This is a genomic window from Nocardioides lacusdianchii (assembly GCF_020102855.1).
GTDB lineage: Bacteria > Actinomycetota > Actinomycetes > Propionibacteriales > Nocardioidaceae > Nocardioides > Nocardioides lacusdianchii.
In genome coordinates this window covers 14,970-41,637 of the sequence record NZ_JADHZD010000008.1, presented here as the reverse complement: position 1 = coordinate 41,637, position 26,668 = coordinate 14,970, and the positions used below count along the sequence as shown (strand labels likewise).

Here is a 26,668-nt window from a genome sequence, read left to right as displayed (position 1 = left end):
CCTACGGTGCGTCGGCTCAGGCCTTGACGTCCTTGTCGACCTCGGCCTTGTCGACCTCGGCCTTCTCGACCGACAGCACGAAGTCGTCGCCGTGCTCGGTCACGCCGGTGATGACCGCGGCCTCGACGGCCTCGATGGCGTACTGGCGGCGCACCACCAGCGGGTCCTGGGCCAGGTCCTTCACCAGGGCCACGGCGAGGCCGATCATGATCAGCACGAACGGCAGGGCGGCGATGACCGTGATCGTCTGGAGCCCGCTGAGCGCGTCCGTACCGCCGACCAGGAGCATCACGGCGGCGACGGCGCCGGTCGCGACGCCCCAGAAGATGACGGTCGGACGGCTCGGGTGGATCGTGCCGCGCTCGGAGAGCGAGCCCATCACGATCGAGGCGGCGTCGGCGCCGGAGACGAAGAAGATGCCGACGAGCACCATCACCACGATGCTCGACACCGTGGCGAGCGGGTAGGCCTCGAGGGTGCTGAAGAGCTGGTTCTCGAGCCCGCCCGCGCCGGCGATGTCGGTGCCGTTCTTCTGCAGGTCGATGGCCGCGCCGCCGAAGATGCAGAACCACACGACGCTGACGAGGCTGGGCACGAGGAGGACGCCGGTGACGAACTGCCGGATGGTGCGACCCCGCGAGATGCGGGCGATGAACATGCCGACGAACGGCGTCCAGGAGAGCCACCAGGCCCAGTAGAAGACCGTCCAGGCCGAGAGCCACTCGCTGGTCTCGTTGCCCTCGGCGGCGGTGCGCGCGGCCATCATCGGCAGGTCGGCGACGTAGCTGCCGATGGAGGTCGGCACGAGGTTCAGGATGAAGACCGTCGGACCGACGATGAAGACGAAGAGCGCCAGCGCGATCGCGAGCACCATGTTGATGTTGGACAGCCACTGGATGCCCTTGGCCACGCCGGAGACGGCGGACAGCACGAACGCGGCGGTGAGCACGGCGATGATGCCGACCAGGACGGCGTTGCCGGTGTCGCCGAGGCCGGCGACGATCTGCAGGCCGGACTCGATCTGGAGGGCGCCGAGGCCCAGCGAGGTCGCGGAGCCGAAGAGCGTGGCGAAGATGGCGAACATGTCGATCGCCCGGCCGCCGAGGCCGTTGGCGTGGCGGCCCAGCAGGGGCTCGAAGGCCGAGCTGATGAGCTGCAGACGGCCCTTGCGGTAGACGCCGTACGCCACCGCGAGGCCGACGACGGCGTAGATCGCCCACGGGTGCAGGGTCCAGTGGAACATCGTGGTGGCCATCGCGTTCTGCGCGGCCTCGGGGTTGCCGGCCTCGCCGGTGCCCGGGGGCGGCGTCGCGAAGTGCGTGATCGGCTCGCTGACGCCGTAGAACATCAGCCCGATGCCCATGCCGGCGCTGAACATCATCGCGATCCACGAGACGGTCCGGAACTCGGGCTGCTCGTCGTCGCGGCCCAGCGGGATGTTGCCGAACTTGCCCAGGGCCAGCCAGATCACGAACACGACGAAGGCGCTGGAGGTCAGCACGAAGAGCCAGCCGGTCTTCTCCATCGTCCATGCGAGGCCCGAAGCCGAGGCGTCGGCGAGGCTGCTGGTGCTGGTGAAGCCCCACACGAGGAAGGCCAGGCTCACGACGGCGGTGACGCCGAACACGAGCTTGTCCAGGCCCGACTCCCGGTGCACGCTGGAGTCGATCACGCTGTCGAGGGCCGGGTGCGGCTCGTCGACGGGGTCGGGTGTGGGCAGGTCGCGGGGGTGCTCGATTCCTGTGGCCATCCGTCGACCAGACCAACATTCGCCGCTGCTCGCAAACCGGGAGTACGCCGTCGCGCTCAGGATGAGAGGACTCTCACGGTCCTCGGCGTCCTGGAGGCGCCGAGATCCGCGAGCCGCCGGGACCCCTCGTGTCCGCGGTTGTGAAACAGTCCTGAGGTGCCGGGATCGAGGGGGACGCAATGAGGACCGACCACCACGCCTTCGTCGACGGGGACGCCGGTCGGTGCGGCGCAATCCTCCGCCACGTGGGCTCCCGCAGCCTGCGGACGCGCACCGTGTTCAGGATGGGCGACGAGGCTCCTGTCTACCTCGTGGACCACGTCGTCGACCACGACGGTGACGTCCGGCGGTGGGAGCGGTTCACCTACGACGCGCCCGGCTCGGAGTGCCATCGCACGGGCACCCGTGACACCGGTGGCAGCGTCCACGTCGACGGGACACCGGCGCCGCACCTCGCCGACGCCGTCGGTGGGTACGGCGAGCACCTGGTGCTGGCGCAGATGCTCGACGACGAGCTGGACACCGTGTCGTACGTCCAGTTCGACGAGAGCGAGCCCGGAGCGGCCACGCAGGAAGCGGAGCTGCACAGGCGCGGCTTCGAGGAGACAGAGCTGCTGGACGGGTCCACGGTGGAGGCCGAGCGCATCCAGCTCGTCGTGGCGGGGCGCCCCACCAACACGCACTGGTGCGTCGAGGGGCGGGTGGTGAAGTCCGACTGGTGCGGGGCGGAGTCCTTCCTGGTCGACGACCTCGACGCCCTGTGCGCGGGACTCGACCGGGAGGTGGCTGCGCGGATCAGGGAGTTCGCGGCAGTTCGGTCCGGGGCAGCCGCAACCGGGGCGTCGTAGCGCTCAACGCGGGTGCGCGGCGGGGACGAGCGAACGCGCCCATGCCCGTGCCCTCTCCACCTCTCCCTCGAGCAGCGGTCCGGACACGTCCTCGACGTAGAACGACTCGACGGCGACCACCCGTCCGAGCCCGCGCCGCGCGATCACCTTGCCGGCCGCCCGTGCCGCCGAGCCCGGGAGCCGGCGCACCTTGGTGACGCGGGTGTCGAAGGCTGCCACGGCCACGTGCGGCGTACGGGGCAGGCCGCCGAGCCACTCGCGGATGCCGCGGACCTCGTGCTCGTGCGCCGCACCCTGCCCGACGGCGTCGCGTCGTGTGCCCGCCCGGCTCATGGAGAAGGCGTGGGTGGGGCCACCGACGACGAGCAGGTCGACGTGGGCCGGCAGCGGTGTGGGTGCGTCCGTCACGTCGACCACCTCGACGTGGCCGGGCAGGTCCGCGGCGATGGCCTCGGCGATCGCCCGGGTGTTGCCGAACATGGACTCGTGCACGACGAGCGTGGTCATGACGGGGTGTCCTTCCTCGAGGGTGCCTCCACCACCAGCCTCCTGCAGGCGTGCGGCGCTGCGCAGGGGCGAGTGGCGCCGCGGCGGAGGACCTAGGTCCCGCTCTCGTCCATGGCCTTGTCCTTGTCCTTGCCCGCGTCGGCGTACGACGAGACCACCGAGATGCTCAGGGGGAAGTCCACGGCGAAGTCGCGGAAGACCAGGCGTCCCGCGCCCGCAGCAGCCTGCTCCAGCTCGGCGGCGACGTCGTCGGCGAGCGCCGCAGGCGTGTGCACCACCACCTCGTCATGGAGGAAGAGGACCAGGTGCGGACGCTCGTCGAGCGCGCCGGTGCTGCCGAGTCGCCAGAGCCGGTTGCGCAGGTCGGCGATCCAGCACAGCGCCCACTCCGCACCCGTGCCCTGGACGACGAAGTTGCGGGTGAACCTGCCATAGGCCCGCCGTCGCCGGTCGAGCGCCTGCAGGTCGGAGGGGGGCTCGTCGGGCTCCTCCTGCCACGAGCCGCCCAGGGAGGGCGAGCCACGCCCGAGGAGGGTGCGGACCACCTGCCCGCGCTCGCCGGCGCGTGCGGCCTCGTCGACCAGCGCGAAGGCGGCGGGGTAGCGCCGGGTGAGCCCGGCGACCATGCGTCCGCTCTCGCCGCTGGTGGCGCCGTACATCGCGCCGAGCAGTCCGAGCTTGGCGTCCTGCCGGGTCGCGACGGCGCCGTCGGCCACCATCCCCTGGTAGAGGTCGGCGCCCTGTGCGGCGCGAGCGAGGGCACCGTCGTGGCTCATCCCGGCGAGGACCCGCGGCTCGAGCTGCGCGACGTCGGCGACCACGAGCACCCACCCCTCGTCGGCGACCGCCGCGGAGCGCACCTGGACGGGGAAGGACAACGCACCACCGCCGTTCGAGGACCAGCGGCCCGTCGAGGAGCCCGCCGGCTGGTAGGACGGACGGAACCGGCCGTCGCTCACCCACTCGTCGAGCCACGCCCAGCCGTTCGTCTGGAAGAGGTGCGCGAGCTTCTTGTAGCGCAGCAGCGGCTCGATGGCCGGGTGGTCGACCTGGCGGAGCGTGGCCGCCCGGATGTCGGGGACCTCGACGCCCGCCCGACGCAGGGCGCCCAGCACGTCGGTCCGGGACTCGGGGTTGAGGCCGGGGGCCCCGAAGGCGCGGCGGACCTCGGCGACCACCTCGTCGAGCCGCTGGGGGAGCGCGTCGCGCAGGGGTCGCGGACCCAGCAGCTCGGTCAGGAGCCGCTCGTGCTGCTCGGTGCGCCACGGCACGCCGGCGTACGTCATCTCGGCTGCCGCCAGCGCTCCCGCGGACTCCGCCGCGAGGAGCAGCCCGAGACGGGTCGCCTCCGCGCACGCGGCGACGGCCGCGAGCTGGCGGGCGTCCTCGACATCGGCGCGCAGGTGCTCCGCGGTGTCGTCGGCGGCGAACAGCGTGGGGTGGCTCGGCGCCGCGGCCGGACCCAGCCGGTCCCAATGGGCAGAGTCGTCGCCGTCGAGCAGGCGTCCGTCCACTGCAGGGGCGCGGCGCAGCAGGCGCCGGCACAGCCGCAGGTCGTGGCAGCGCGCGACCCGCACCCCGGCGGCCAGCAGCGGGGGATACCACCGCGCGGTGTCGTCCCAGACCCACCTCGGTGTCTGTGCCGGGTCGTCCTCGCGCGCGCGGACGTACGCCGGCAGCGCGGCGAGGTCGAGCTCCTGCTGGACGTCGCCAGCGGTGACGAGCACGCGCTCGCCCGGCAGGCGGGAGAGCTGGACCCGGGTCATGGGGGACACCCTCTCCCACGACACCGACGACGCGGTCGACTTGGTCCACCCGGATGATGGTCAGGTGCTGCACCGACATCCCTTCCTGAGCCTGCTGACCCTGGCCTACCTCGGGTTCGTCGGCCTCGTCACCCTGACGCCCGCATCCGAGCAGCCCGACTACTACGGCCTCGCCGCCCGCGTCCTGGCCCGGCTGGAGCGCTATCCCGACCTGGACCCGCTGACCAGCCGGCTGAACGTGGACCGGGTCGAGTTCCTGGCCAACATCGGGCTCTTCGTGCCGGTAGGGGTCTTCCTCCTGCTGCTCGTCGGCGCCCGGCTGTGGCCCGTCGCGCTCGGCCTGGGGGTCGTGCTGACGTCGGTGATCGAGAACGTCCAGCGGGGGATCCCCGGACGGGTACCGGACCCGCGCGACGTCGTGGCCAACTCGCTCGGCACGGTCGTCGGCGTCGCCCTGGCGCTGGTGCTCACCCTCCCGGCCACGCTCCGGCGGCGGCGCGAGGCCCGCGCCCGCTGACCCGCACCCGCCGAAGTACCCGCGCGGTCGGGACGATGGGCACTCCCCGCGGGAGGTCGTGCTGCCTAGCGTCGAGTCATGGCGACCCTCGACGGCCACGGCCCGACCCTGTCCCCGCGCGTGCCGGTCGGCACCCCCGGCCACGCGGAGGAGCTCGACGAGCTCCGCGACCTGACCGACGAGCTCCACGGCGAGGGCGAGGAGTCCGACGACCGGCCCGGCCCCGCCGGCGTACCTCCGTGGCGCCAGGGCTACCCGTACGCCTCGAAGCTCGGCCGCCGCGACTACGAGCGCACCAAGCGGTTGCTGCAGATCGAGCTGCTCAAGCTCCAGGCGCACGTCAGGGACACCGGGCAGAAGGTGGCGATCCTCTTCGAGGGCCGCGACGCCGCAGGCAAGGGCGGGGCGATCAAGCGGTTCATGGAGCACCTCAACCCGCGTGGCGCCCGGCTCGTCGCGCTCAGCGTGCCGACCGAGCTGGAGAAGTCGCAGTGGTACTTCCAGCGCTACGTCGCCCACCTGCCGAGCGCCGGTGAGATCGTGCTGTTCGACCGGTCCTGGTACAACCGCGCCGGTGTCGAGCGGGTGATGGGCTACTGCACCCCCGTCCAGTACCTCAACTTCATGCGCGAGACGCCGGACTTCGAGCGGATGCTCACGCACGCCGACATCCACCTGGTGAAGCTGTGGTTCTCGGTCTCGCGTGCCGAGCAGGCGGCGCGGTTCGCCGCGCGCTCGTCCGACCCCGTGCGCCAGTGGAAGCTGTCGCCGACCGACCTCGCGAGCCTCGACAAGTGGGAGGCCTACACCGAAGCCAAGGAGACGATGTTCTTCCACACCGACACCGGTGACGCGCCGTGGACGGTGATCAAGTCCAACGACAAGAAGCGCGCCCGCCTCGAGGCGATGCGGGTGGTGCTCTCGCAGCTGGACTACCCCCAGAAGGACCACGACGTCGTGGGCACCCCCGACCCGCTCCTGGTGGGCCCGGCTGCCCGCGTCCACGAGGACGACGAGGACCCCGCCCGGTTCTTCCCGCCGATCGAGTCGCTGGGGAGGTGAGCGGTCCAGGCGCCCCGCCAACGACGAAACCCCAGGTCAGGGACCTGGGGCTTGCGTGTCGAGCTGGTGTCCGAGGGGGGACTTGAACCCCCACGCCCTAATACGGGCACTAGCACCTCAAGCTAGCGCGTCTGCCAATTCCGCCACCCGGACGAGTGCTGGGAAACAGTAGCAAAGCGGCTCCCCACCAACGAATCGGGGCTGCTGCTTGCTCGTGGGGCAGGATGGACGGCATGGAACAGGTGCCCACTGACCCCTCGGCAGTCAGCTCGCCGGAGCGTTCGTACGACCCTGCGAAGGAGGTCGTGCAGCTGTGCCAGGACCTCATCGCGATCGACACCTCCAACTACGGCACCGACGACGGTCCGGGGGAGCGCAAGGCCGCCGAGCACGTCGCCACGCTGCTCGACGAGGTCGGCATCGAGAGCCGGATCATCGAGGGCCGACCGGGCCGGGCCAACGTCGTGGCGCGCTGGGGCGGCGGCGACGGCCGTGCCCCGCTGCTGCTGCACGGGCACCTCGACGTCGTACCTGCCGAGGCATCGGACTGGCAGGTCGACCCCTTCGCCGGTGAGATCAAGGACGGCCAGGTCTGGGGCCGCGGCGCGGTCGACATGAAGGACTTCGACGCGATGCTGCTCAGCGTCGTGCGGGCCCGCGCCGCCGCCGATGCCGCGCCCGACCGCGAGGTCGTGCTCTGCTTCACCGCCGACGAGGAGGCGGGCGGCCACCACGGCGCCGGGATCCTGGTCGACCAGCACGCCGACCTGTTCGCCGACTGCAGCGAGGCCGTCGGTGAGGTCGGCGGATTCTCCGCGACGGTCCGCGGGCGTCGGGTCTACCTCATCGAGGCAGCCGAGAAGGGCATGGCGTGGATGCGGCTGACCGCCCGCGGCCGCGCGGGACACGGGTCCATGATCAACGACGACAACGCAGTCACCCGGCTCGCCGGTGCGGTCGCGCGCATCGGCGCGCACCAGTGGCCGGTGCGGCTCACCCCCACCATGGAGGTGCTGCTGGCCACCGTCGGCGAGCTCGCCGGCACCGAGGCGACCCCGGACAACGCCGAGGCCCTCGTCGAGGAGTTCGGCGACGCGGCGCGCATGCTCGGCGCGGTCATCCGCAACACCGCCAACCCGACGATGCTCAAGGCCGGCTACAAGACCAACGTCATCCCCACCGAGGCGCACGCGACCATCGACGGCCGCTTCCTGCCCGGCTACGAGGACGAGTTCTTCGCCACCCTGCACGAGCTCGCGGGCGACGGCATCGAGTTCGACTTCGAGTCCAAGCAGGACCCGTGGGAGACGCCGTACGACGGCGACCTGGTCACTGCGATGAGCCGCAGCCTCCTCGCCGAGGACCCCGACGCCCTCGTCGCCCCCTACCTCATGAGCGGGGGCACCGACGCCAAGCACTTCCGCAAGCTCGGCCTGCGCTCCTACGGCTTCGCGCCCCTGCGCCTGCCCGCCGAGCTCGACTTCACCGCGCTGTTCCACGGCGTCGACGAGCGGGTCCCGGTCGACGCGCTCGAGTTCGGCGCGCGCGTCTTCGACCGCTTCCTCGACCAGGTCTGACCTCCGGCGGGCCGTTGCGTCGGTGCCAGTCGGCGCCGTCCACCCTCTCGGCAGGTGTTGCACACGTCACGACCGGACAGCGGTGAGGGAATCATCCGCGCTGTGGCACAGTTGCGCCCACGAAGAGCTTGCGTGCTCTGGGGGCGGTGAAATTCCGCACCGGCGGTCACAGTCCGCGACCCGACCACATCCAGTGGCCGGTTGACCAGGTGGAACTCCTGGACCGACGGTCACAGTCCGGATGAGAAGTGCACGCTGACGGCTCCACGCCCTCCCGCCACGGCGAGGGGCGTACGCCGTCGCCCGCCCCCCGGAGTCCCACCACGGACCGGAGGCGGCGATGACAACGACCAGCGAGGCGGAGCGTCGCGCCATGCAGCGCGCGCTGGTGCTCGCCGTCACCCCCGGAGTGCCGCTCGGTCCGAACCCCCGCGTCGGCTGCGTGCTCCTCGACCCCGACGGCGCCACGATCGCCGAGGGGTTCCACCGCGGCGCGGGCACCGCCCACGCCGAGGCCGCCGCGCTCGCGGAGGCCGGTGACGCCGCCCGTGGTGCGACCGCCGTCGTCACCCTCGAGCCCTGCAACCACACCGGCCGCACCGGACCGTGCAGCGAGGCGCTCGTCGCAGCAGGCGTACGCCGTGTCGTCTACGCCCAACCCGACGCCAACCCCGTCGCCGTGGGGGGTGCGGGACGGCTGCGCGACGCAGGCATCGAGGTCGTCGGGGGCGTGATGATCGAGGAGGCACAGGCGATCAACCGCGCCTGGACCTTCGCCGTCGCGCGCCGGCGTCCCTTCGTCACGTGGAAGTTCGCCACCACCCTCGACGGCCGCAGCGCAGCCCCCGACGGCACCAGCCGCTGGGTCTCCAGCCGCGCCGCCCGGCTCGACACCCACCGCCTGCGCGGGCTCTGCGACACGATGCTGGTCGGCACCGGGACCGTCGAGGTCGACGACCCCGAGCTCACCGTCCGTGACGAGGTCGACGAGCCGGTCGCTGTGCAGCCGCTGCGCGCGGTGATGGGGTTGCGCGACCTCGCGCCCGACCGCCGGATCTTCAACGACCGCGCCGAGACGGTCCACCTCCGCACCCGCGACCCCGAGGAGGCGCTGGCCCGGCTCCACGAGCTCGACCGCCAGCACGTCTTCCTCGAGGGCGGACCCGCGCTCGCGCGCGCGTTCCTGTCCGCGGGCCTCGTCGACGAGGTCGTCGCCTACGTCGCGCCGATGCTGCTCGGCGCCGGGACCAGCGCCGTCGCGGACCTCGGCATCACCACCATCGCCGATGCCCTGCACCTGCACGTCACCGACGTGGCCGTGCTCCAGGGCCACGACGGCGAGGACACCAACGTGCGACTGACCATGAAGCCGCTCACGACCCCCAGGAGGGCCTGATGTTCACCGGAATCGTCGAGGAGCTCGGCACGATCGCCGAGGTCGCCGACCAGGGAGACGCGATCCGCCTCACCATCGAGGCGTCCACCGTGCTCGACGGCACGATCCTGGGTGACTCGATCTCGGTCAACGGCTGCTGCCTCACGGTCGCCGAGCTCGGGGAGGGCCGGTGGACCGCCGACCTGATGCAGGAGACCCTCGACAAGACCTCGCTGCGCGGCGCAGCCCCCGGTGACCGGGTCAACCTCGAGCGCGCCGTCACTGTCGACAAGCGCCTCGGCGGCCACATCGTGCAGGGCCACGTCGACGGCGTCGGCGAGATCGTCTCCCGCTCGCCCAGCGAGCACTGGGACGTCGTCGAGGTCTCGCTGCCCGCCCACCTCGCGCGCTACCTCGTGGACAAGGGCTCGATCACCGTCGACGGGGTGAGCCTCACCGTCGTCGAGGCGGGGGAGTCCTCCTTCACCGTCAGCCTGATCCCCGAGACGCTCGCCCGCACCACGCTCGGCACCCGCCGCCCCGGCGACCTGGTCAACCTCGAGGCCGACGTCATCGCCAAGCACGTCGAGAAGCTGCTGGGCGCCTACTCCTCCACCCACCTCCCGGCCCACATCCAGAAGGACTCCTGATGCCCCTGATCGAATGGCTCCTCGACGGCACCATCCCGGTGCCGGGCGGGGAGCTCAGCGCCCGGGAGGTCGTCGGCAACCTCTTCGGCCTCGCCAGCGCGATCCTCGGGATGCGGCGCGTGGTGTGGGCGTGGCCGGTCGGCCTGGTCGGCAACGTCCTGCTCTTCACCGTCTTCGCGACCGGTGAGCTCTCCGGCGCGGTCGCCGAGCCCTTGTGGGGCCAGGCCGGCCGCCAGGTGTTCTTCGCGGCCGTCTCGCTCTACGGCTGGTGGCGCTGGTCCCGGCTGCGTGACGCCGGCGGCGCCTCGGACGGTGGCGCGATCGCCCCGCGGTGGGCGACCGGTGCCGAGCGGGCCCAGCTGCTCGTGCTCGGCGTCGTCGGCTACGCCGTGGCGTACGTCGTGCTCCTTCAGGTCGGGTCGTGGGGCCCGAGCACCGAGGCGTGGATCCTGGCCGGTTCCATGCTCGCGACCTACGGCATGGCCCGCGGGTGGGTGGAGTTCTGGCTCGTCTGGGTCCTCGTCGACGTCGTCGGCGTGACCACCCTCGTCCAGGCCGGCTACTACCCCACGGCGGGGATGTACCTCGTCTACGCCGTCTTCGTCGTCATCGGCTTCGTGGTCTGGCTGCGCGCCAGCCGCACCGTCGTCGAGACCAGCGGCACCGAGAAGACCGAGGAGGTCGTCGCAGCATGAGCACCACTCCCGACAGCAGGGTCCGGCTCGACCCCGTCGAGCGCGCCGTCGCCGACATCGCGGCCGGCAGGGCCGTGGTCGTCGTCGACGACGAGGACCGCGAGAACGAGGGCGACATCATCTTCGCCGCCGCCAAGGCGACGCCCGAGCTGATGGCCTTCACGATCCGCCACTCCAGCGGCGTGATCTGCGTGCCGATGCCCGGCGACATGCTGGAGCGGCTCGAGATCCCGCTGATGACCCCGCACAACAAGGACAAGCTGCGCACGGCGTACACGATCTCGGTGGACGCCCGCGACGGCGTCAGCACCGGGATCAGCGCCGCGGACCGCGCCCACACCGCGCGCACGTTGGCCGACTCGGCGACCGAGCCGTGGGAGCTGACCCGGCCCGGGCACGTCTTCCCCCTGCGCTACCGCGAGGGCGGCGTGCTCGTGCGCCGCGGGCACACGGAGGCCGCCGTCGACCTCGCCGTCCTGGCCGGCCTGACGCCGGCCGGCGTCCTCGTCGAGGTGGTCAACGACGACGGCACCATGAAGCGCGGCCCCGAGCTGCGGGAGTTCGCCGACGAGCACGGGCTCGCGATGATCTCGATCGAGGACCTCGTGCGCTACCGCCGTCGGCACGAGCGCCACGTCGAGCGGGTCGCGGAGACGCGCCTGCCCACGCGTCACGGTGACTTCACCGCCTACGGCTACCGCATCACCATCGACGGCAGCGAGCACGTCGCGCTCGTGCACGGAGACATCAGCGGCGACGAGCCGGTGCTGACCCGCGTGCACAGCGAGTGCCTCACCGGCGACGTCTTCGGCAGCGAGCGGTGCGACTGCGGGCCCCAGCTCGACGAGGCCCTCGCCCGGGTCGTCGCCGAGGGCAGGGGAGTGGTGGTCTACCTCCGCGGCCACGAGGGCCGCGGCATCGGCCTGGTCGCCAAGCTGCAGGCCTACCAGCTGCAGGACGGCGGGCGCGACACTGTCGACGCCAACCTCGACCTGGGCCTGCCCGCCGACGCCCGCCACTACGGCACCGCGACCCAGGTCCTGCGCGACCTGGGGATCGCCTCGGTCCGCCTGATGACCAACAACCCCGCCAAGACCGCCAGCCTGGAGGACTTCGGGATCGCTGTCGCCGAGCGGGTGCCACTCACACCGCACCCCAACGACCACAACCTCGCCTACCTGCTGACCAAGCGCGACCGGATGGGGCACGACCTGCCCGACCTGGCCGGCGACGAGCCCCTGCACGAAGGAGGACGCCCATGAGCGGCGCCGGAGCACCCACGTCACAGCCCTTCGACGCGAGCGGGCTGAAGGTCGCCGTCGTCGCGGCGAGCTGGCACACCCAGGTCATGGACGGACTGGTCGCCGGCGCAGAGCGCGCGCTGGCGGCGTACGGCGTCACCGAGCCGGAGCTGGTCCGGGTCCCCGGCACCTTCGAGCTCCCCGTGGTCGCCGCAGCGCTTGCCCAGCAGGGGTACGACGCCGTGGTGGCGCTGGGCGTGGTGATCCGCGGCGGCACCCCCCACTTCGACTACGTCTGCTCGGCCGCGACCGACGGCCTCACGCAGGTGAGCGTGACGCACGCGGTCCCGGTGGGCTTCGGCGTGCTGACCTGCGACACCGAGGAGCAGGCCCTCGACCGGGCCGGGCTCGACGGCTCGTCGGAGGACAAGGGGTGGGAGGCCACCGCGGCGGCCCTCGACACCGCGCGCGTCCTGCAGGGACTGCGCGGGCGCTGAGGGCGGTCGGTCAGGACGTGCGGTCGGTCGCGCCCTGGAGCCGGTCGATGTGCTCGGAGGCCTGCGCCTTGGTGAGGTCTCCGGGGAGCTCCTCGCCGGCCTCGCGGGCGAGGGTGTCGAGGTAGCTGCGCTGCGCCCCGGTCATCGGCTCGTCGCCGGTGACCCACTCCTCGGGGTCCTTGCGGGTGGTGTCCCCCTGGGGGCCGCCCAGGGTGTCAGAGGCCGGAGCGTCAGCGGCCCGGTCGTCGGTGGCGCCGGGGTCCGAATGCATGTTCGATTCAGTCATGCTGCGACTGTAGCCCGGGCGCCGGCCCGGGCAACCCTCCCGTGGGGTGGTCCGCAGGCGGGACCGGTCACGGTGAGCGTGGTGCCGCGCCGTAGGCTTGCCCCTCGTGAAGACGTTCGAGGAGCTGTGGGCAGAGCTGTCCACCAAGGCCGTGGAGCGCCCCGAGGGCTCCGGCACCGTCGCCCAGCTCGACGCCGGCGTCCATGCCATCGGCAAGAAGCTGCTGGAGGAGGCCGCCGAGTCCTGGATGGCCGCCGAGCACGAGGGCAAGGACGCCACGGCGCTGGAGATCAGCCAGCTGCTCTACCACGCGCAGGTGCTCATGCTCGCCTCCGGACTGACCCTCGACGACGTCTACGCACACCTGTGAGCCACTGATGACCCTTCGCATCGCCGTCCCCAACAAGGGATCGCTGTCCCAGGCAGCCACCGACATCCTGCGCGAGTCCGGCTACCGCCAGCGCAGCGACTCCAAGGAGCTCGCGCTCGTCGACTCCGAGAACGACGTCGAGTTCTTCTACCTCCGCCCGCGCGACATCGCGCTCTACGTCGGCGAGGGCACCCTCGACGTCGGCATCACCGGCCGCGACCTGCTGCTCGACTCGGGTGCCAAGGCCGACGAGGTGATGGACCTCGGCTTCGGGCGCTCGCGCTTCCACTTCGCCGGCCCCGCCGGTCGCTACTCCTCGCTGGAGGACCTGCGCGGCCTGCGCATCGCGACGTCGTACGTCGGCGTGGTCGAGGACTACCTCTTCCGCCACGGCATCGACGCCTCCGTCACGCGCCTCGATGGTGCTGTGGAGACCAGCATCCAGCTCGGCGTCGCCGACGTGATCGCCGACGTGGTCGAGACCGGCACCACCCTGCGCGCCGCCGGCCTGGCGACCTTCGGCGAGATCATCCTCGAGTCCGCGGCCGTGCTGGTCACCCGCGGTGGAGTGGTGCACGACGACTTCGAGATCTTCCGCCGTCGCATCGAGGGCGTCCTGGTGGCGCGCAGCTACGTGATGATGGACTACGACATCGAGGAGGCCCACCTCCCGCGTGCGACCGAGCTCGCACCCGGGCGCGAGGGGCCGACGATCTCCCCGCTGGGCAAGGCGGGCTGGGTCGCGGTGCGCGTGATGGTGCCGCGCGCCGGGTCGCAGCGACTGATGGACGAGCTCTACTCGATCGGTGCGCGCGCCATCCTCCTCACGGACATCCATGCCTGCCGCCTCTGACCCGGTCGGTCCCGTCGACCTGCCCCGCACCTGGCGGCCGATGGGCGTGCGCTACGCGGTGGTCGGCTTCGGGCTGATGCTGTTCGTGGTGTGCGCGGCGGCGTGGTTCGGCTTCGACGAGTCCGTGCGCGACCGCTTCACCTGGCTCCAGCGGTTCACGCTGCTGGTGCTGGGCGGGTGCCTGGCCGCGTGCGGCTGGGCGCTGGGGCGCGCCCGCGTCACCGCGGAGCCGGACGCCCTCGTGGTCGTCAACGGCTTCCGGACGCGCCACCTCGCGTGGGAGCAGGTCGTGGCGATCCACCTCCCCGCCGGTGCGCCGTGGGCCGTGCTCGACCTCGCCGACGGCACCACGATCTCCGCGATGGCCTTCCAGGGCTCCGACGGCAAGGTCGCACGCGACGGCGTACGCCAGGTGCGGGCGCTGCTCGACCGCTAGGCCGGCTGGAGGGCGTGGATGCCCCACGACACCGACAGCTCGTCGCCGGAGCTCCCCGCGGGGGCGAGGGTCACCAGGTCGGTGCCGGAGTTGAACGCGTCCGCGGGAGCCGTCATCGGCTCGACCGCGATCGCCGGACGTCCGCCCTCGGCGGGAGGGGTGAAGACCTGCAGCCACCGGTGGCGCTCGTCGACCCACAGCGCGACGCCGCGCCCGGTCCGCGGGTCGAGGAGGGTGACGGTGGCGCGGCCGTCCTCGTGCTCGAGGTCGCCGAAGCCGTCGTCCAGCACGGTGTCGCCGATGCGGCGCGGGGTCGTGAAGTCGTACGCCCCGGCGACCGCCTCGCTGCCGGTCGGCAGCTGCCGCTCGTCGACGACCAGCCGGGTGTGCGCTGGCAGCCGCAGCTCGAGGTCCTCGATGGTGGCCCCGACCGCGAGGTAGGGGTGCGCCCCGCTGGCGTACGGCGCCGGCTCGGTCGCGAGGTTCGTGGCGGTCTGGGTGACGACGAGCCCGTCGGCGGAGAGGTCGTAGAGCACGTGCAGGTCGAGCGCCCAGGGGTAGCCGCTCTGCGCCATCACCCGATGGACCAGCGAGACCGACGTGCCGGTGTGCTCCTCGAGCGTCCACGACGCCCACCGGGCCAACCCGTGGGAGGCGTTGCCGCGGGTGGGGTCGGTGAGCCCCAGCTGGTGCTCGCGACCGCCGAAGGAGTAGCGGCCGTCGCGGATCCTGTTGGGCCACGGCATCAGCAGCTGCCCGCGACCACCGCCGGACATCTCGGTCTCGGCGAAGCCGTCCACCAGGTCGCGTCCGTGGTGCGACAGGGTCCGCAGCGCGGCGCCGCTCTCGGTGACGGTGGCGACGTAGCCGGCCGCACGGATCTCGTACTGCTCGCCGCTGGGGAGGACCATGGCGGCCACCCTAGTGACGGACGTCAGCCGGTGGTGACGACGAGGTCCGCGTGTTCCCTGGTCCGCAGCCGGGCGAAGAGCTGCTCCTCGTCGGTGCGCCACTGCTCCCAGTGCGGGCGCATGTGCTCGCCGTCGCGGGCCAACCCCCGCTCGAGCCGGAGGTCGGGTGCGGCCTCGACCCAGACCAGTACACCGACCCGGTGGGCGATGGCCGGCGACCAGCACCCCACCCCCTCGAGCACGAGCAGTCCGCCCGGGGCCACGGCGTGCCACTCGGCCCAGCCGTCGGCGACCCAGTCCCAGCGGCGCCACCGGCCGACCTCGCCGACTGCGAGCGGGTCCAGCAGCCGCTCGACCGAGCCGGCCAGGCCGGGGAGCCCGCGCCAGCCCTCGAGCAGCTCGTCGCAGTGCACCACGTGCGCGTGCGGGGCGAGGTCGGTGATCGCGGCCGCCAGGGTGGTCTTGCCCGACCCGGCCGGCCCGTCGACGCAGACCAGCCGCCCCGTGCCGAGCGTGGGCGGAGCGTCGAGCACGCGCCCGGCGACGAGGCCGGCGGTGGTGCGGGGGTCTGTGCCGGAGCCAGCGCTGGAGTCAGCGCTGGAGTCAGAAGGCACGGTCGCAGCCGCGGTAGGACGGCACGACCTCGGTGACCGTCGCGTCCCGGACCAGGTGCACGTCGCGCACGTGCTCGAAGAGCTCGCCGGACTTGGCGTGGCGGAACCACACCAGGTCGCCGATCCGCAGCAGTGCGGCGGGGTGGCCGGTGAGCGGCGTCTGGACCTCACCGGCACCCTCGAGCCCGGTCAGGTGCAGCCCCGGCGGTGCCCACGGCACCGGGGAGCGGTCCGCCCCGGTCGCGCCGCTCGCGATGAGGCCGCCGCCGTGCACGGTCGCCATGTTCGGCGTCGGCTTGCGGGTCACCCGCAGCCCGAAGTACGCCGCCGGGCGGGGCTCGAAGGATGCGTAGTGGTCGAAGATCCCGGGCACGAGCAGTCCCGACCCGGCGGCGATCTCGGTGACGGCGGCGTCGGCGGCAGTGGCCTCGACGGACCCGGACCCGCCGCCGTTCCAGAACTCCAGGTCGGCGACACGGGACAGTGCCTCGGCGATCTCGCGTCGTCGCACCTCGAGCTGCGCCATCGATGCCTGCTTGAGGCGGCGTACGAGCAGTGACCTGGTCCGCTGGTCCGGGACGTCGTCCTGCACGCCGGCGACCTGCCCCTCGTAGGTCATCACGCCGACGAGACGGAACCCGTCGCGCTCGACGACCCGCCGTGCCAGGGCCACGACGTCGGCGGTGTCGAACAGCGGGGAGCGCTTGGGACCGATGTGCTGACCGCCGAGGCGCAGTCCTGCGTCGAGGTCGAGTGCGATGCGGACCTGCACGTCGTGGGAGTCCCGTGCTGCGTCGACGACGTCGAGGTGCGCAGGGTCGTCGACCATCAGGGTGATCGCGGCTGCGGCAGAAGGGGAGGCGAGGAGGCGGCGCAGTGCCGCGACGTCGACCGACGGGTAGGCCACGACGATGTCGTCGCTGACGCCGGTCTCGTGCAGCCACAGCGCCTCGGCGACGGTGAAGGCCAGGACGCCGGAGAAGCCGTCGTGGGCCAGGGCGCGCCGGATGAGCGCCGGGACCCGCAACGACTTGGACGCGACCCGCAGCGGCTTGCCCCCGGCACGGCGCACGAGGTCGTCGGCGTTGGCGTCGAACGCGTCGAGGTCCACGACAGCGATCGGGGTGGACGGCGGCTCGGGCAGGGCAGCGACCGCCTGGTCGAGCCGCGCCCACAACCGGTTGCGCCCGACGAGGTGGTCGCTCACTCGATGCCCCGCTTGCGCAGCAGCGCCTCGATGTCGGCCAGGTCGTCGTCCACCGGGGAGCGCCCTGCGGCACCGGACGCAGACGAGCGGGGGAGGGCGTCCGGGGCCTTGCGGTCCCGGCTCGGGGCGCTGCCCCCGGCCTGGGCGCGGCCGAGCTGGCGGTCGCGCAGGAAGCCACTGACCACGAACAGGACGACGGCGAGGCCTGCCAGGCCCACGCCTGCCCACGTGAAGACGTCGAAGACCAGCCCGGTGGCCCAGTCGGTGACCGATCCCGCGATCTCGACCACGACCTCCAGGGTCCCGGTGAGCCACGCGGCAGCAGGCAGGAGCGTGAAGCCGAGCGCGCGCAGCCCGTTGACCGCGCCCCGGCGTCGGAAAGCGATCCACGTCCAGATGCCTCCCGCGACGGTGAGTGCGGCGGTCAGAGCGGCCCACGTAGTCCCATCCACGGCCCCAGAGTCCCACAGCGCGCCACACCTCCGGGAGAATGAGGGTGTGCCCCACGACGACCCGCGACCCCAGACCGCCGCCCCGGACGAGCCGGTCCGGACGATCCCGGACCCCGGCTTCGCCGACGACCGCGGCGAGGCCGACCCGCGCGTGGGCCGGGCACTGGCCGACCACGTCGCCGGACGGGCGAGCTCGGGAGCCGTGCTCGCCACCCTGCAGGACTCCCGGCTCCTCGTGCCGGTGGTCGCGGTCCTCGGCGAGGTGGAGCACGACGCTCGGGGCCTCGCCCACGACAAGTCGTCCGACATGGCGGCCGTGCTGGTGCAGGCCGCGGACGGCAGCACGGGGTTGCTGGCCTTCACCTCCACGGAGACCATGGCGCGGTGGGACCCGACCGCCCGCCCGGTGCCCGTCACCACCGCCACCGCCGCGACCGCTGCGGTCCAGGACGGTGCCGAGGCGCTGCTCGTCGACCTCGCCGGACCCGCGACGTACGTCGTCGACGGCGAGGACCTCACCCGGCTGGCCGCGGGCTGGCGCCTGGTGGGCGTCGGGCAGGGGTTCGGCTGGATTGGCCCCTCGACGGAATGATCGGCTAACCTTCCGTGTTGACCGATCAGTGCCACCACAGATCCACGGTGGCGCCGATCCCGCCAAGCGGAGGCAGCACCACCGTCTCCCACCCGCACCGATCGCCCTGCACCACAGATCGTCGGGTCAAGGTCCCAGTGAGCACAGGAGTCGCGCGACCTCTGTGACCACGAGCTCCTCCGAGAGGGGGACGTGTCGTGACTGGCTCCCGCTTGGCACCAGCGGGAGCCGTTGTGCATTTCCGGGCGAAGTGATTCGACAGGGCACAGTGGAGCTCCCACCCACCGAACCACTGGAGGACCCATCAGCACCGAGCTGCGCATCAACGAGCGGATCCGCGTACCCGAGGTCCGGCTCGTCGGACCCAACGGCGAGACCGTTGGCATCGTGCCGACCGACCAGGCACTCAAGCTGGCCGTGGAGGCCGACCTCGACCTCGTCGAGATCGCTCCCCAGGGACGCCCCCCGGTCTGCAAGCTCATGGACTACGGCAAGTTCAAGTACGAGAACGCCCAGAAGGCCCGCGAGTCGCGCCGCAACCAGACGAACGTGATCATCAAGGAGATGAAGCTTCGTCCCAAGATCGACAAGCACGACTACGAGACCAAGAAGGGTCACGTCGTGCGCTTCCTGGGAGCCGGCGACAAGGTCAAGATCACGATCATGTTCCGCGGTCGTGAGCAGCACCGCCCCGAGCTGGGCTTCCGCCTGCTGCAGAAGCTGGCCGAGGACGTGCAGGAGCTCGGCTTCGTCGAGTCCTCGCCCAAGCAGGACGGCCGCAACATGACGATGGTCATCGGCCCGCACAAGAAGAAGGCCGACGCCAAGATCGACGCCGACGCCGCCCGCGCCACCAAGGAGCAGGAGCGCGCGGAGCGCAAGGCCGAGGAGGACGCCGAGCGCGAGGCAGCCCACGCCGCCGGCCCCGTGGCGCAGAAGAAGGAGCGCGGCCGCTCCGAGAACCTGGATCCGGAGATCGAGGCGTAAGCCTCGCTCCCACAGACACACGCAATCGAAGGAAGAGACAACATGCCGAAGAACAAGACCCACTCGGGCGCGAAGAAGCGCTTCAAGGTGACCGGCTCGGGCAAGATCATGCGCCTGCAGGCCGGCCGCAAGTCCGGCGCTGCGTTCGCGTCCGCGCCGACCACGGGCAGCCGCAAGAAGCACCGCCGCAACGCCGGCATGGTCGAGCTCGAGAAGGGCGACGTCTCGCGCGCCAAGAAGATGCTCGGCATCTGAGCCTCATCCCCTGGTGGCCCAGCCGCCGTCCCATCCTGATTTTCCTCTGCACCAAGGAGTAGCACCATGGCACGCGTCAAGCGCGCAGTGAACGCCCAGAAGAAGCGTCGTACCACCCTCGAGCGCGCCAGCGGTTACCGCGGCCAGCGCTCGCGCCTCTACCGCAAGGCGAAGGAGCAGGTCACCCACTCCCTCGTCTACAGCTACAACGACCGCCGCAAGAACAAGGGCAACTTCCGCAAGCTGTGGATCCAGCGCATCAACGCCGCTGCCCGCGCGAACGGCATGACCTACAACCGCTTCATCCAGGGCCTCGGCCTGGCCGGCATCGAGGTCGACCGCAAGATCCTCGCCGAGCTCGCCGTCAACGACGCGCCGGCCTTCGCCGCGCTCGTCGAGGCCGCCAAGGCCGCGCTGCCCGAGGACGTCAACGCGCCCAAGGTCTCCGCCTGATCCACATGAGCACTCCACTGACCGCTGGCAACAGTCGCGTCAAGGAGGCTCGCAAGTTGAGCCGCCGCTCGGTACGCACCGAGCGGCGGCTCTTCCTCGCTGACGGCCCGAAGGCCGTCGAGGGTGCCCTCTCCGTCGAGGGTTGCGTCGTCGAGGTCTTCGCGACGCCTGCCGCGCTCGACCAGCACGCGTCCCTGCTCGGCGGTGTCGACGTCACGCTGGTCGACGACCGCGCGCTCGCCTCGCTGTCGGACTCGGTGAGTCCCGCCGGCGTGGTGGCCGTGTGCCGCCACTTCGACGCCCCGCTCGAGCACGTGGTCACCGCGTCCCCGCGCTTGCTCGCCATCTGCGCCGACGTCCGCGACCCCGGCAACGCCGGCACCGTGATCCGCACCGCCGACGCGGCGGGGGCCGATGCCGTGGTGCTGGCCGGTCAGTCGGTGGACCCCTACAACCCCAAGACCGTGCGCGCGACGGTCGGCAGCCTGTTCCACCTGCCGTTCGCGATCGAGCCCGACCCGGCCGCGGCGGTCCGCGCCGCGCAGGCCCGCGGGCTCACCGTCCTCGCCGCCGACGGCAGTGGCGAGGTCGACCTGTTCGACGCCGACCTCTCCGGCCCGACGGCGTGGCTGTTCGGCAACGAGGCGTGGGGGCTGCCCGAGCAGCTGGCGTCGCTGGCCGACCATCGGGTGTCCATCCCCATCCACGGCCGCGCGGAGAGCCTCAACCTCTCCACGGCGGCAGCGGTCTGCCTCTACGCGAGTGCACGGGCCCAGCGGTCCTCGCGATGATCCTCATCGACCCGCCGTCGGTGCCCCGCTGGGACCGGCTCTGGTCGCACCTGGCGAGCGACACCTCCTACGACGAGGTGCACGCCTTCGCCGCGGCCCACGGCGTCCCCCTCCGCGGCTGGGACCGCGACCACTACGACGTGCCCGCTGACCACTACGACGCGATGGTGGCCGCCGGGGCCGTCCCGGTCAGCTCGCGCGAGCTGGTCCTCGCCCTGCGCGCCGCGGGGCTGCGACGGCCGAAGGCGCAGTCGCGCGACTAGGGTTGCCGACGTGACGGACGAGCGCGGCCGACGGGTCGAGAGCACCCCCAGCAGGCTGCGTTCGCTGGCCGACTTCTACCCCGACGGGATCCTCGGCGCCACCCGCGACGGCGTCGTGACGATCCTGAACGCCCAGGGAGCCGCGCTGCTCGGTGTCGACGCCCACGACGCGCTCGGGATGCCGCTGGCCGACGTGCTCAGGCTGCTCGACCAGGACGGTCGCACCTGGCTCGACGTGAACCGGCCCTTCGACAGCATCTCGATCGTGCGCGCGATGCCGGAGCAGTCGTGGCTGAGCGCCGCCGGCGAGGAGGTCCTCACCACCGCGACGCTGATCCGCGACCAGCCGCTCGCGCCGGTGGCAGGCATCGCCGTGGGCCTCCGCAGCGGTCGCGGACGGGCGCGTCTGGACCGGGAGCGCTCCGACCTCGTCGCCACGGTGGCGCACGAGCTGCGGTCACCGCTGACCGGTGTCAAGGGCTTCGTCCAGGCGCTGCTGAACCGGTGGGACAAGCTCAGCGACGACCAGCGCAAGCTCATGCTGATGACGGTCAACGCCGATGCCGACCGGCTGGCCCGGCTGATCGCCGAGCTCCTCGACGTCGCGCGCATCGACACCGGCCGGCTCCAGCTCTACCCCCGGGAGTCCTCCGCCGAGGTGCTGGTGCGCCGGGTCGTCGACTCGATCGAGGCCGGCACCGCCCGCGACGTCGGGCTCGACGTCGAGGACGACCTGCCTGAGGTCTTCGCCGACCCCGACAAGTTCACCCAGGTCGTCACCAACCTCGTGGAGAACGCCGTACGACACGGCCAGGGCCGGGTCCGCGTGCGGCTCGCCGCCCTGCCCGAGCTGCCGGGCGTGCGGATCACGGTCGACGACGAGGGCGACGGAATCCCGGCGGAGCTGCGCCGGCGGGTCTTCACCAAGTTCTGGACGACGGGGGAGTCCGGCGGCACCGGGCTCGGCATGTACATCGTCGGCGGACTGTCGCGCGCGCACGGCGGGTGGGTCACGATCGACGACGCGCCCGGCGGCGGCGCCCGGGTGATGGTCGACTGGCCCAGCGTGGACCTGCGCGAGGCCTGAGCCTCCACACAACCTTCACGAGTCGTCCCCGCCTCCACCCCGTCCGGGCTCCTAGGGTCGGAGCATGACTTCACGCAGGGCCCTCGTCGTCGAGGACGAGCGCACCATCAACGACGCGCTCGCCGACCGGTTGCGGGCGGAGGGCTACACCGTCGACCAGGCCTTCGACGGACCGTCGGCCGTCGACCTCGCGTCCGCGACCCACCCCGACGTGGTGCTCCTCGACGTGATGCTTCCCGGCTTCGACGGCCTCGAGGTGTGCCGCCGCATCCAGGCGGACCGGCCGGTGCCGGTGCTGATGCTGACCGCGCGCGACGACGAGGCCGACGTGCTGGTGGGGCTGGGCGTGGGTGCCGACGACTACCTCACCAAGCCGTTCTCGATGCGGGAGGTGGTGGCGCGCGTCTCCGCCCTGCTGCGACGCGTGGAGCGGGCGGCCGCCCTGGCCGACGAGCGTCCCGCGGTGCTGGAGGTCGGTGGGGTGCGCATCGACCCCGGCGCCCGACGTACGACCGTGGCGGGCGAGACGGTGCACCTCACACCGACCGAGTTCGACCTGCTGCTCTGCCTGGCCCGCGAGCCCGGGCAGGTGCTCAGCCGCGAACGGTTGCTGCGCGAGGTGTGGGACTGGGGTGACTCGTGGGGGAGCCCGAGTGCGTCGCGCACCGTCGACAGCCACGTGAAGGCCCTGCGCAGCAAGGTCGGCCCCTCGCGGATCCGCACCGTGCACGGCGTCGGCTACGCCCTCGAGGAGCAGCCGTGAGCACGGCTCCGGCGAGCGCGCCGCTCCACGCGATCTCGAGCCTCAAGGTCAAGCTGGGACTCCTGGTCGCGACCTCGGTCGTCGTCGCGGTGCTGCTGACCCTGCTGGGCTCCGCCGCTGACGTCTCGCCGCTGCTCGTGCTGCCGGTCAGCGTGGCGCTGGCTCTCGGCGTCACCCAGCTGCTCGCCGCCGGCATGGTCGCGCCCTTGCGTCGGATGACCGAGGTGTCGCGGGCGATGGCCCGCGGTGACTACACCGGACGGGTGCACACCACGGCGACCGACGAAGTGGGCCTGCTCGCCGACGCCTTCAACCGGATGGCCGCGGACCTGGCCACGGTCGACCGCGAGCGTCGCGACCTCATCGCCACCGTGTCCCACGAGCTCCGGACCCCGCTCACCGCCATGACCGCGCTCCTGGAGAACCTCGCCGACGGAGTGGTCGAGCCGGACGCCGACCGGCTGGGCGCCGCGCTCGACCAGGCCCACCGCCTCGCCGACCTCGTCGACGACCTCCTCCAGCTCTCCCGGCTCGAGGCAGGGGTGGTCGAGCTCGACCGGCAGGAGGTCGACCTCCGTGCGCTCGTCGCCGACTCGGTGGCCCAGGTGACGTCGGCGGGCCGGCCGGGCTCGTTCGAGGTCGGCGTTCCCGACGACCTGGTCGTGCGCGCGGACCCGGCCCGGCTGCGCCAGCTGCTCGTCAACGTCCTCGACAACGCCGGTCGCCACGCACCGCCCGACACGCAGGTGCGGGTCAGCGCCGGCACGGTGGGCGGCGGTTGGTGGCTCGAGGTCATCGATCGCGGCAGGGGAGTGGCGCCCGAGGACCGCGAGCGGGTCTTCGCGCGCTTCGGGACCGACGGGGCCGGTGGCACCGGCCTGGGCCTGGCCGTGGCCCGGTGGGTCGCCGAGCTGCACGGCGGCACGCTGCGTTTCGTCGACCCCGAGGGTGACCGGGGCGCCCGTCTGCGGCTGGAGGTCCCGGCGCATCAGGCGAGGACGCACGCATCGGTCGTCGCAGCACCCGCACCCGCTCCTGCCGGCCCTCCGTCGGCGCGCCAGCCCGACGGCGTACGTCCGCAGCCGGGGCTCGACGTCCTCTTCGGCCGGTTCTGGCCCGAGCGCGGCCTCCCCGGCGGGCTGCGCACCGTGCTGGCCGCAGCGGCGGCGGGACTGGTCGCGGGGATCGCGCTGTCGTTCACCGCTGTCGGGATCACCTGGACGCTGGTGGCGATCGTCAGCGGCGCGGCCGCACTGCTCACCGCGCGTCGCCGACGCGAGCCGTGGACCCTGGGCTGCGCCGCCCTGGCGCTCCTGCTCGTCCTGCCGATGACCCTGCTCGACGCGTGGTGGATCCAGATGCTCGGCCTGGTCGCCGCGACTGCGGTGTTCCTGTGCGGCGTGACGGGCGCCCGGACCATGCCCGGCATCCTCCTGTCCGGGCTCGCCTGGCCCCTCGCCTCCCTGCGCGGGCTCCCGTGGTTCGGACGGTCGCTGCGGTTGGCGGGGACCGGGACGCGGACCCCGGCGGTGGTGCGTACGGCTGCGTGGTCGCTGCTGGCGCTGGGCGTCTTCGGCACGATCTTCGCCAGCGCCGACCCGGTGTTCGGCTCGTGGGTCGACCAGCTGGTGCCCACCCTGACGTTCAACGACCTCGTCGGTCGGGCGTTCCTGGCCTGCTTCGTCTTCGCCACGACGCTCGGCGCGGGCTACCTCGCCCTCAACCCTGCAGACGTCGAGGTCCTGGGGGACCGGCGCGGCGCCCCGCTGGGCAACCGCTTCGAGTGGCTGGTGCCGGTGCTCGTGGTGGACGCCGTCTTCCTGACCTTCATCGCCGCGCGGGCCCGTGCGCTCGTCGGCGGTCGGGACTACATCGAGGAGAGCACCGGGCTCACCTACGCCGACTTCGTCCACCAGGGGTTCGGGCAGCTGACGCTCGCCACCGCCCTCACCGTCCTCGTGGTGTGGGTCGCCGCGCGGCGGGCCGGTCGGTCCCGCGAGGACCGTCGCTGGCTGCTCGCCTCGCTCGGCCTGCTCTGCGTCCTGACCCTGCTCGTCGTCGCGTCGGCGCTGAGGGGCATGGCGGTCTACCAGGACGCCTACGGCTTCACCACGCTGCGGCTCTTCGTCGACGTCTTCGAGGGGTGGCTCGGCTTCGTGGTGCTCGCGATCATGGTGGCCGGCGCCCTCGGCCTCGGTCGTTGGCTGCCGCGCGTGGCGCTCGTGTCCGGGGCGGTAGCACTCGTCGGGCTGGCCGCGATCAACCCCGACGCCTGGGTCGCGGAGCGCAACCTCGACCGTTGGGAGGCGACGGGGAAGCTCGACCTCTCCTACCTCCAGACCCTCTCGGCCGACGCGGCACCCGTGATCGTCGACCGGCTCCCCGAGGACGTCGCCCGGTGCGTGCTCGAGCCGTCGTCTTCCGACGTGCTGCGCGAGGAGTCGATCGAGGACGCCCGTGCGTGGAACCTGGCGCGCGCCCGAGCGGTGGACGCGCTGGCCGCGATCGGGCTGGAGCCGGTGTCGAGCACCGTCGCGTCGTACGGCTCGCTGGAGGAATGCAGTGGCGTGTGGATCGCCTTCGGCGAGTAGAGTCGCGGCCGTGGACACGTGCTTGCGATTTCTGCGCCCCGGACCTGGTCCGTCGGGCAGCTGACGTCATGGGTCCGGGGAGTGCCCCGTCCGACCCGATGTCCCTCCACTTCTAGACTCTGCGGCGACCTGATGCCGCCGCGCGAAAGGGAGCCATGTCCGGCCCCAACACCGACTACGACCCCGTCGAAGTGACCCCGCTCAAGTCCGAGGAGGTCGAGGCGATGCGCGAGGCGGCCCTGGCCGCCGTCGCCGCCGCCGCCGACCTCGACGCGCTCAAGCAGGTGCGCCTCGACCACGCAGGCGACCGGTCGCCCCTGGCGCTGGCCAACCGCGAGATCGGCGCGCTGCCCCCGCAGGCCCGCAAGGAGGCCGGCCAGCGCGTCGGCCAGGCGCGCGGCGCGATCAACCAAGCCATCGCCGCCCGCCAGGTCGTGCTCGAGGCCGAGCACGAGGAGCGCATGCTCGCCGACGAGACCGTCGATGTCTCGCTGCCCACGACGCGGCGCCGCCGCGGCGGGCGTCACCCGCTCACCCTGCAGTCCGAGCTCATCGCCGACCTGTTCGTGGCCATGGGCTACGAGGTCGCGGAGGGCCCTGTCGTCGAGGCCGAGTGGCTCAACTTCGACGCGCTCAACCTCGGCCCCGACCACCCGGCCCGCACGATGCAGGACACCTTCTGGACCGAGCCGGCCGACCACCACGTTGTGCTCCGGACGCAGACCTCGCCGGTGCAGGCGCGCACGATGCTGACCCGCAAGCCGCCGATCTACGTCGTGTGCCCGGGTCGCGTCTTCCGCACCGACGAGTACGACGCCACGCACTCGCCGATGTTCCACCAGGTCGAGGGCCTCGTGGTCGACGAGGGCATCACGATGGCCCACCTCAAGGGCACGCTCGACCACTTCGCGTCGCAGCTCTTCGGCGACGGCATCACTACCCGCTTCCGCCCGTCCTACTTCCCCTTCACCGAGCCGTCGGCCGAGGTCGACGTGAAGTGCTTCGTGTGCCGCGGCACTGGTGTCGACGCGGGGGGCTCCGACGCCTGCCGCACGTGCCGCGGCGAGGGCTGGATCGAGTGGGGTGGTTGCGGCGTGGTCAACCCGCGGGTGCTCGTCGCCTGCGGCGTGGACCCCGAGGTCTACAGCGGCTTCGCGTTCGGGATGGGCATCGACCGCTCGTTCATGTTCCGCCACAACCTGGAGGACCTGCGTCCGCTCTTCGAGGGCGACGTCCGGTTCAGCAGCGCATTCGGCACCGAGATCTGAGAGG

30 protein-coding genes, 1 tRNA gene and 1 riboswitch are annotated in these 26,668 nt (G+C 72.3%); of the genes, 22 read left to right on the top strand and 9 right to left on the bottom strand.

Going from position 1 to position 26,668, the window contains the following annotated elements; genetic code table 11:
* Window positions 1–16: 16 nt before the first annotated feature.
* The gene (locus IRX98_RS12840; RefSeq protein ID WP_224277319.1) at window positions 17–1,750 is read right to left on the bottom strand and encodes a BCCT family transporter; all 1,734 of its coding nucleotides are present in this window, start codon (window positions 1,748–1,750) and stop codon (window positions 17–19) included.
* A gap of 179 nt (window positions 1,751–1,929) precedes the next feature.
* Here IRX98_RS12840 and IRX98_RS12835 point away from each other — a divergent pair, with 179 nt between their 5' ends.
* Entirely contained in the window at window positions 1,930–2,598 is a 669-nt protein-coding gene (locus IRX98_RS12835) for a hypothetical protein (protein WP_224277317.1), read from the top strand.
* A gap of 3 nt (window positions 2,599–2,601) precedes the next feature.
* On the opposite strand, the gene IRX98_RS12830 is transcribed toward IRX98_RS12835, so the two are convergent.
* Window positions 2,602–3,105 (bottom strand): flavodoxin family protein, encoded by a 504-nt coding sequence (locus IRX98_RS12830; protein WP_224277315.1) that lies wholly within the window; start codon window positions 3,103–3,105, stop codon window positions 2,602–2,604.
* Between the two features lie 92 nt (window positions 3,106–3,197).
* On the bottom strand, window positions 3,198–4,871 hold the full coding sequence (locus IRX98_RS12825) for a bifunctional 3'-5' exonuclease/DNA polymerase (protein WP_224277313.1): 1,674 nt from the start codon (window positions 4,869–4,871) through the stop codon (window positions 3,198–3,200).
* On the opposite strand from IRX98_RS12825, the gene IRX98_RS12820 reads away from it, so the two are divergent.
* The gene (locus IRX98_RS12820) at window positions 4,870–5,388 is read left to right on the top strand and encodes a VanZ family protein (RefSeq protein ID WP_224277311.1); all 519 of its coding nucleotides are present in this window, start codon (window positions 4,870–4,872) and stop codon (window positions 5,386–5,388) included. The two genes, IRX98_RS12825 and IRX98_RS12820, sit on opposite strands and share 2 nt — an antisense overlap.
* Window positions 5,389–5,466: 78 nt before the next feature.
* Window positions 5,467–6,450 (top strand): polyphosphate kinase 2, encoded by a 984-nt coding sequence (ppk2, locus tag IRX98_RS12815; protein ID WP_224277309.1) that lies wholly within the window; start codon window positions 5,467–5,469, stop codon window positions 6,448–6,450.
* Window positions 6,451–6,514: 64 nt separating this feature from the next.
* On the opposite strand, the gene IRX98_RS12810 is transcribed toward ppk2, so the two are convergent.
* Window positions 6,515–6,603: transfer RNA gene (locus IRX98_RS12810), tRNA-Leu, on the bottom strand.
* 80 nt (window positions 6,604–6,683) lie between these two features.
* Between IRX98_RS12810 and IRX98_RS12805 the strand changes: the two genes are divergently transcribed.
* From IRX98_RS12805 to ribH, 6 genes are all read left to right on the top strand, one after another.
* The gene (locus IRX98_RS12805) at window positions 6,684–8,027 is read left to right on the top strand and encodes a M20/M25/M40 family metallo-hydrolase (protein ID WP_224277307.1); all 1,344 of its coding nucleotides are present in this window, start codon (window positions 6,684–6,686) and stop codon (window positions 8,025–8,027) included.
* 128 nt (window positions 8,028–8,155) lie between these two features.
* Window positions 8,156–8,285, top strand: a riboswitch (FMN riboswitch).
* An 82-nt stretch (window positions 8,286–8,367) separates the two neighbouring features.
* A complete protein-coding gene (ribD, locus tag IRX98_RS12800) occupies window positions 8,368–9,423 on the top strand; it encodes a bifunctional diaminohydroxyphosphoribosylaminopyrimidine deaminase/5-amino-6-(5-phosphoribosylamino)uracil reductase RibD (protein WP_224277305.1) in 1,056 nt (351 codons plus the stop codon).
* Entirely contained in the window at window positions 9,423–10,052 is a 630-nt protein-coding gene (locus IRX98_RS12795) for a riboflavin synthase (protein ID WP_224277303.1), read from the top strand. The genes ribD and IRX98_RS12795 overlap by 1 nt, the downstream gene beginning before the upstream one ends.
* Window positions 10,049–10,747, top strand: coding sequence for a nicotinamide riboside transporter PnuC (pnuC, locus tag IRX98_RS12790; RefSeq protein WP_372456086.1), 699 nt, complete (start codon window positions 10,049–10,051; stop codon window positions 10,745–10,747). Before IRX98_RS12795 ends, pnuC begins: the two co-directional genes overlap by 4 nt.
* Window positions 10,744–12,009, top strand: a complete 1,266-nt coding sequence (locus IRX98_RS12785; protein ID WP_224277299.1) for a bifunctional 3,4-dihydroxy-2-butanone-4-phosphate synthase/GTP cyclohydrolase II — start codon at window positions 10,744–10,746, stop codon at window positions 12,007–12,009. Before pnuC ends, IRX98_RS12785 begins: the two co-directional genes overlap by 4 nt.
* Window positions 12,006–12,485, top strand: coding sequence for a 6,7-dimethyl-8-ribityllumazine synthase (ribH, locus tag IRX98_RS12780; RefSeq protein WP_224277297.1), 480 nt, complete (start codon window positions 12,006–12,008; stop codon window positions 12,483–12,485). The genes IRX98_RS12785 and ribH overlap by 4 nt, the downstream gene beginning before the upstream one ends.
* A gap of 10 nt (window positions 12,486–12,495) precedes the next feature.
* Here ribH and IRX98_RS12775 read toward each other — a convergent pair whose 3' ends face one another.
* A complete protein-coding gene (locus IRX98_RS12775; protein ID WP_224277295.1) occupies window positions 12,496–12,771 on the bottom strand; it encodes a DUF3072 domain-containing protein in 276 nt (91 codons plus the stop codon).
* 106 nt (window positions 12,772–12,877) lie between these two features.
* On the opposite strand from IRX98_RS12775, the gene IRX98_RS12770 reads away from it, so the two are divergent.
* From IRX98_RS12770 to IRX98_RS12760, 3 genes are read left to right on the top strand one after another with little or no spacing between them, the layout of a single operon-like run.
* Window positions 12,878–13,141, top strand: a complete 264-nt coding sequence (locus IRX98_RS12770; protein ID WP_224277293.1) for a phosphoribosyl-ATP diphosphatase — start codon at window positions 12,878–12,880, stop codon at window positions 13,139–13,141.
* Between the two features lie 7 nt (window positions 13,142–13,148).
* Entirely contained in the window at window positions 13,149–13,994 is an 846-nt protein-coding gene (gene hisG / locus IRX98_RS12765; protein ID WP_224277291.1) for an ATP phosphoribosyltransferase, read from the top strand.
* Window positions 13,978–14,430, top strand: a complete 453-nt coding sequence (locus IRX98_RS12760; protein WP_224277289.1) for a PH domain-containing protein — start codon at window positions 13,978–13,980, stop codon at window positions 14,428–14,430. Before hisG ends, IRX98_RS12760 begins: the two co-directional genes overlap by 17 nt.
* Here the strand turns inward: IRX98_RS12760 and IRX98_RS12755 are convergent.
* From IRX98_RS12755 to IRX98_RS12740, 4 genes are read right to left on the bottom strand one after another with little or no spacing between them, the layout of a single operon-like run.
* Entirely contained in the window at window positions 14,427–15,341 is a 915-nt protein-coding gene (locus IRX98_RS12755) for an aldose 1-epimerase family protein (protein WP_224277287.1), read from the bottom strand. The two genes, IRX98_RS12760 and IRX98_RS12755, sit on opposite strands and share 4 nt — an antisense overlap.
* 23 nt (window positions 15,342–15,364) lie before the next feature.
* Entirely contained in the window at window positions 15,365–15,955 is a 591-nt protein-coding gene (locus IRX98_RS12750; protein WP_224277285.1) for a nucleoside/nucleotide kinase family protein, read from the bottom strand.
* Window positions 15,945–17,162 (bottom strand): amino acid deaminase/aldolase, encoded by a 1,218-nt coding sequence (locus tag IRX98_RS12745; protein ID WP_224277283.1) that lies wholly within the window; start codon window positions 17,160–17,162, stop codon window positions 15,945–15,947. Before IRX98_RS12745 ends, IRX98_RS12750 begins: the two co-directional genes overlap by 11 nt.
* Window positions 17,159–17,614, bottom strand: a complete 456-nt coding sequence (locus tag IRX98_RS12740) for a hypothetical protein (RefSeq protein ID WP_224277281.1) — start codon at window positions 17,612–17,614, stop codon at window positions 17,159–17,161. Before IRX98_RS12740 ends, IRX98_RS12745 begins: the two co-directional genes overlap by 4 nt.
* 46 nt (window positions 17,615–17,660) lie before the next feature.
* Here IRX98_RS12740 and IRX98_RS12735 point away from each other — a divergent pair, with 46 nt between their 5' ends.
* The 10 genes from IRX98_RS12735 to pheS all read left to right on the top strand — a co-directional run bounded on the left by IRX98_RS12735 (window position 17,661) and on the right by pheS (window position 26,664).
* Window positions 17,661–18,206, top strand: a complete 546-nt coding sequence (locus tag IRX98_RS12735; RefSeq protein ID WP_224277279.1) for an SseB family protein — start codon at window positions 17,661–17,663, stop codon at window positions 18,204–18,206.
* A gap of 231 nt (window positions 18,207–18,437) precedes the next feature.
* Window positions 18,438–19,193 carry a translation initiation factor IF-3 gene (infC, locus tag IRX98_RS12730; RefSeq protein WP_372456081.1) on the top strand — a complete coding sequence of 252 codons (756 nt, stop codon included), beginning with the start codon at window positions 18,438–18,440 and terminating at the stop codon, window positions 19,191–19,193.
* Window positions 19,194–19,235: 42 nt separating this feature from the next.
* On the top strand, window positions 19,236–19,448 hold the full coding sequence (locus IRX98_RS12725) for a large ribosomal subunit protein bL35 (protein WP_056606600.1): 213 nt from the start codon (window positions 19,236–19,238) through the stop codon (window positions 19,446–19,448).
* 66 nt (window positions 19,449–19,514) lie between these two features.
* Entirely contained in the window at window positions 19,515–19,901 is a 387-nt protein-coding gene (rplT, locus tag IRX98_RS12720; protein ID WP_090971165.1) for a 50S ribosomal protein L20, read from the top strand.
* A gap of 5 nt (window positions 19,902–19,906) precedes the next feature.
* Complete coding sequence (locus tag IRX98_RS12715) at window positions 19,907–20,692, top strand: TrmH family RNA methyltransferase (RefSeq protein WP_224277277.1); 786 nt, start codon at window positions 19,907–19,909, stop codon at window positions 20,690–20,692.
* Window positions 20,689–20,955 carry a DUF4031 domain-containing protein gene (locus IRX98_RS12710; protein ID WP_224277275.1) on the top strand — a complete coding sequence of 89 codons (267 nt, stop codon included), beginning with the start codon at window positions 20,689–20,691 and terminating at the stop codon, window positions 20,953–20,955. The genes IRX98_RS12715 and IRX98_RS12710 overlap by 4 nt, the downstream gene beginning before the upstream one ends.
* Window positions 20,956–20,965: 10 nt before the next feature.
* Window positions 20,966–22,042: a sensor histidine kinase gene (locus IRX98_RS12705; protein ID WP_224277273.1), complete on the top strand. Its 1,077-nt coding sequence runs from the start codon at window positions 20,966–20,968 to the stop codon at window positions 22,040–22,042.
* 64 nt (window positions 22,043–22,106) lie between these two features.
* Window positions 22,107–22,805, top strand: coding sequence for a response regulator transcription factor (locus IRX98_RS12700; protein ID WP_224277271.1), 699 nt, complete (start codon window positions 22,107–22,109; stop codon window positions 22,803–22,805).
* A complete protein-coding gene (locus IRX98_RS12695) occupies window positions 22,802–25,396 on the top strand; it encodes a DUF4153 domain-containing protein (protein WP_224277269.1) in 2,595 nt (864 codons plus the stop codon). The genes IRX98_RS12700 and IRX98_RS12695 overlap by 4 nt, the downstream gene beginning before the upstream one ends.
* A gap of 155 nt (window positions 25,397–25,551) precedes the next feature.
* Entirely contained in the window at window positions 25,552–26,664 is a 1,113-nt protein-coding gene (pheS, locus tag IRX98_RS12690) for a phenylalanine--tRNA ligase subunit alpha (RefSeq protein ID WP_224277267.1), read from the top strand.
* The last annotated feature ends 4 nt before the right edge of the window (window positions 26,665–26,668 follow it).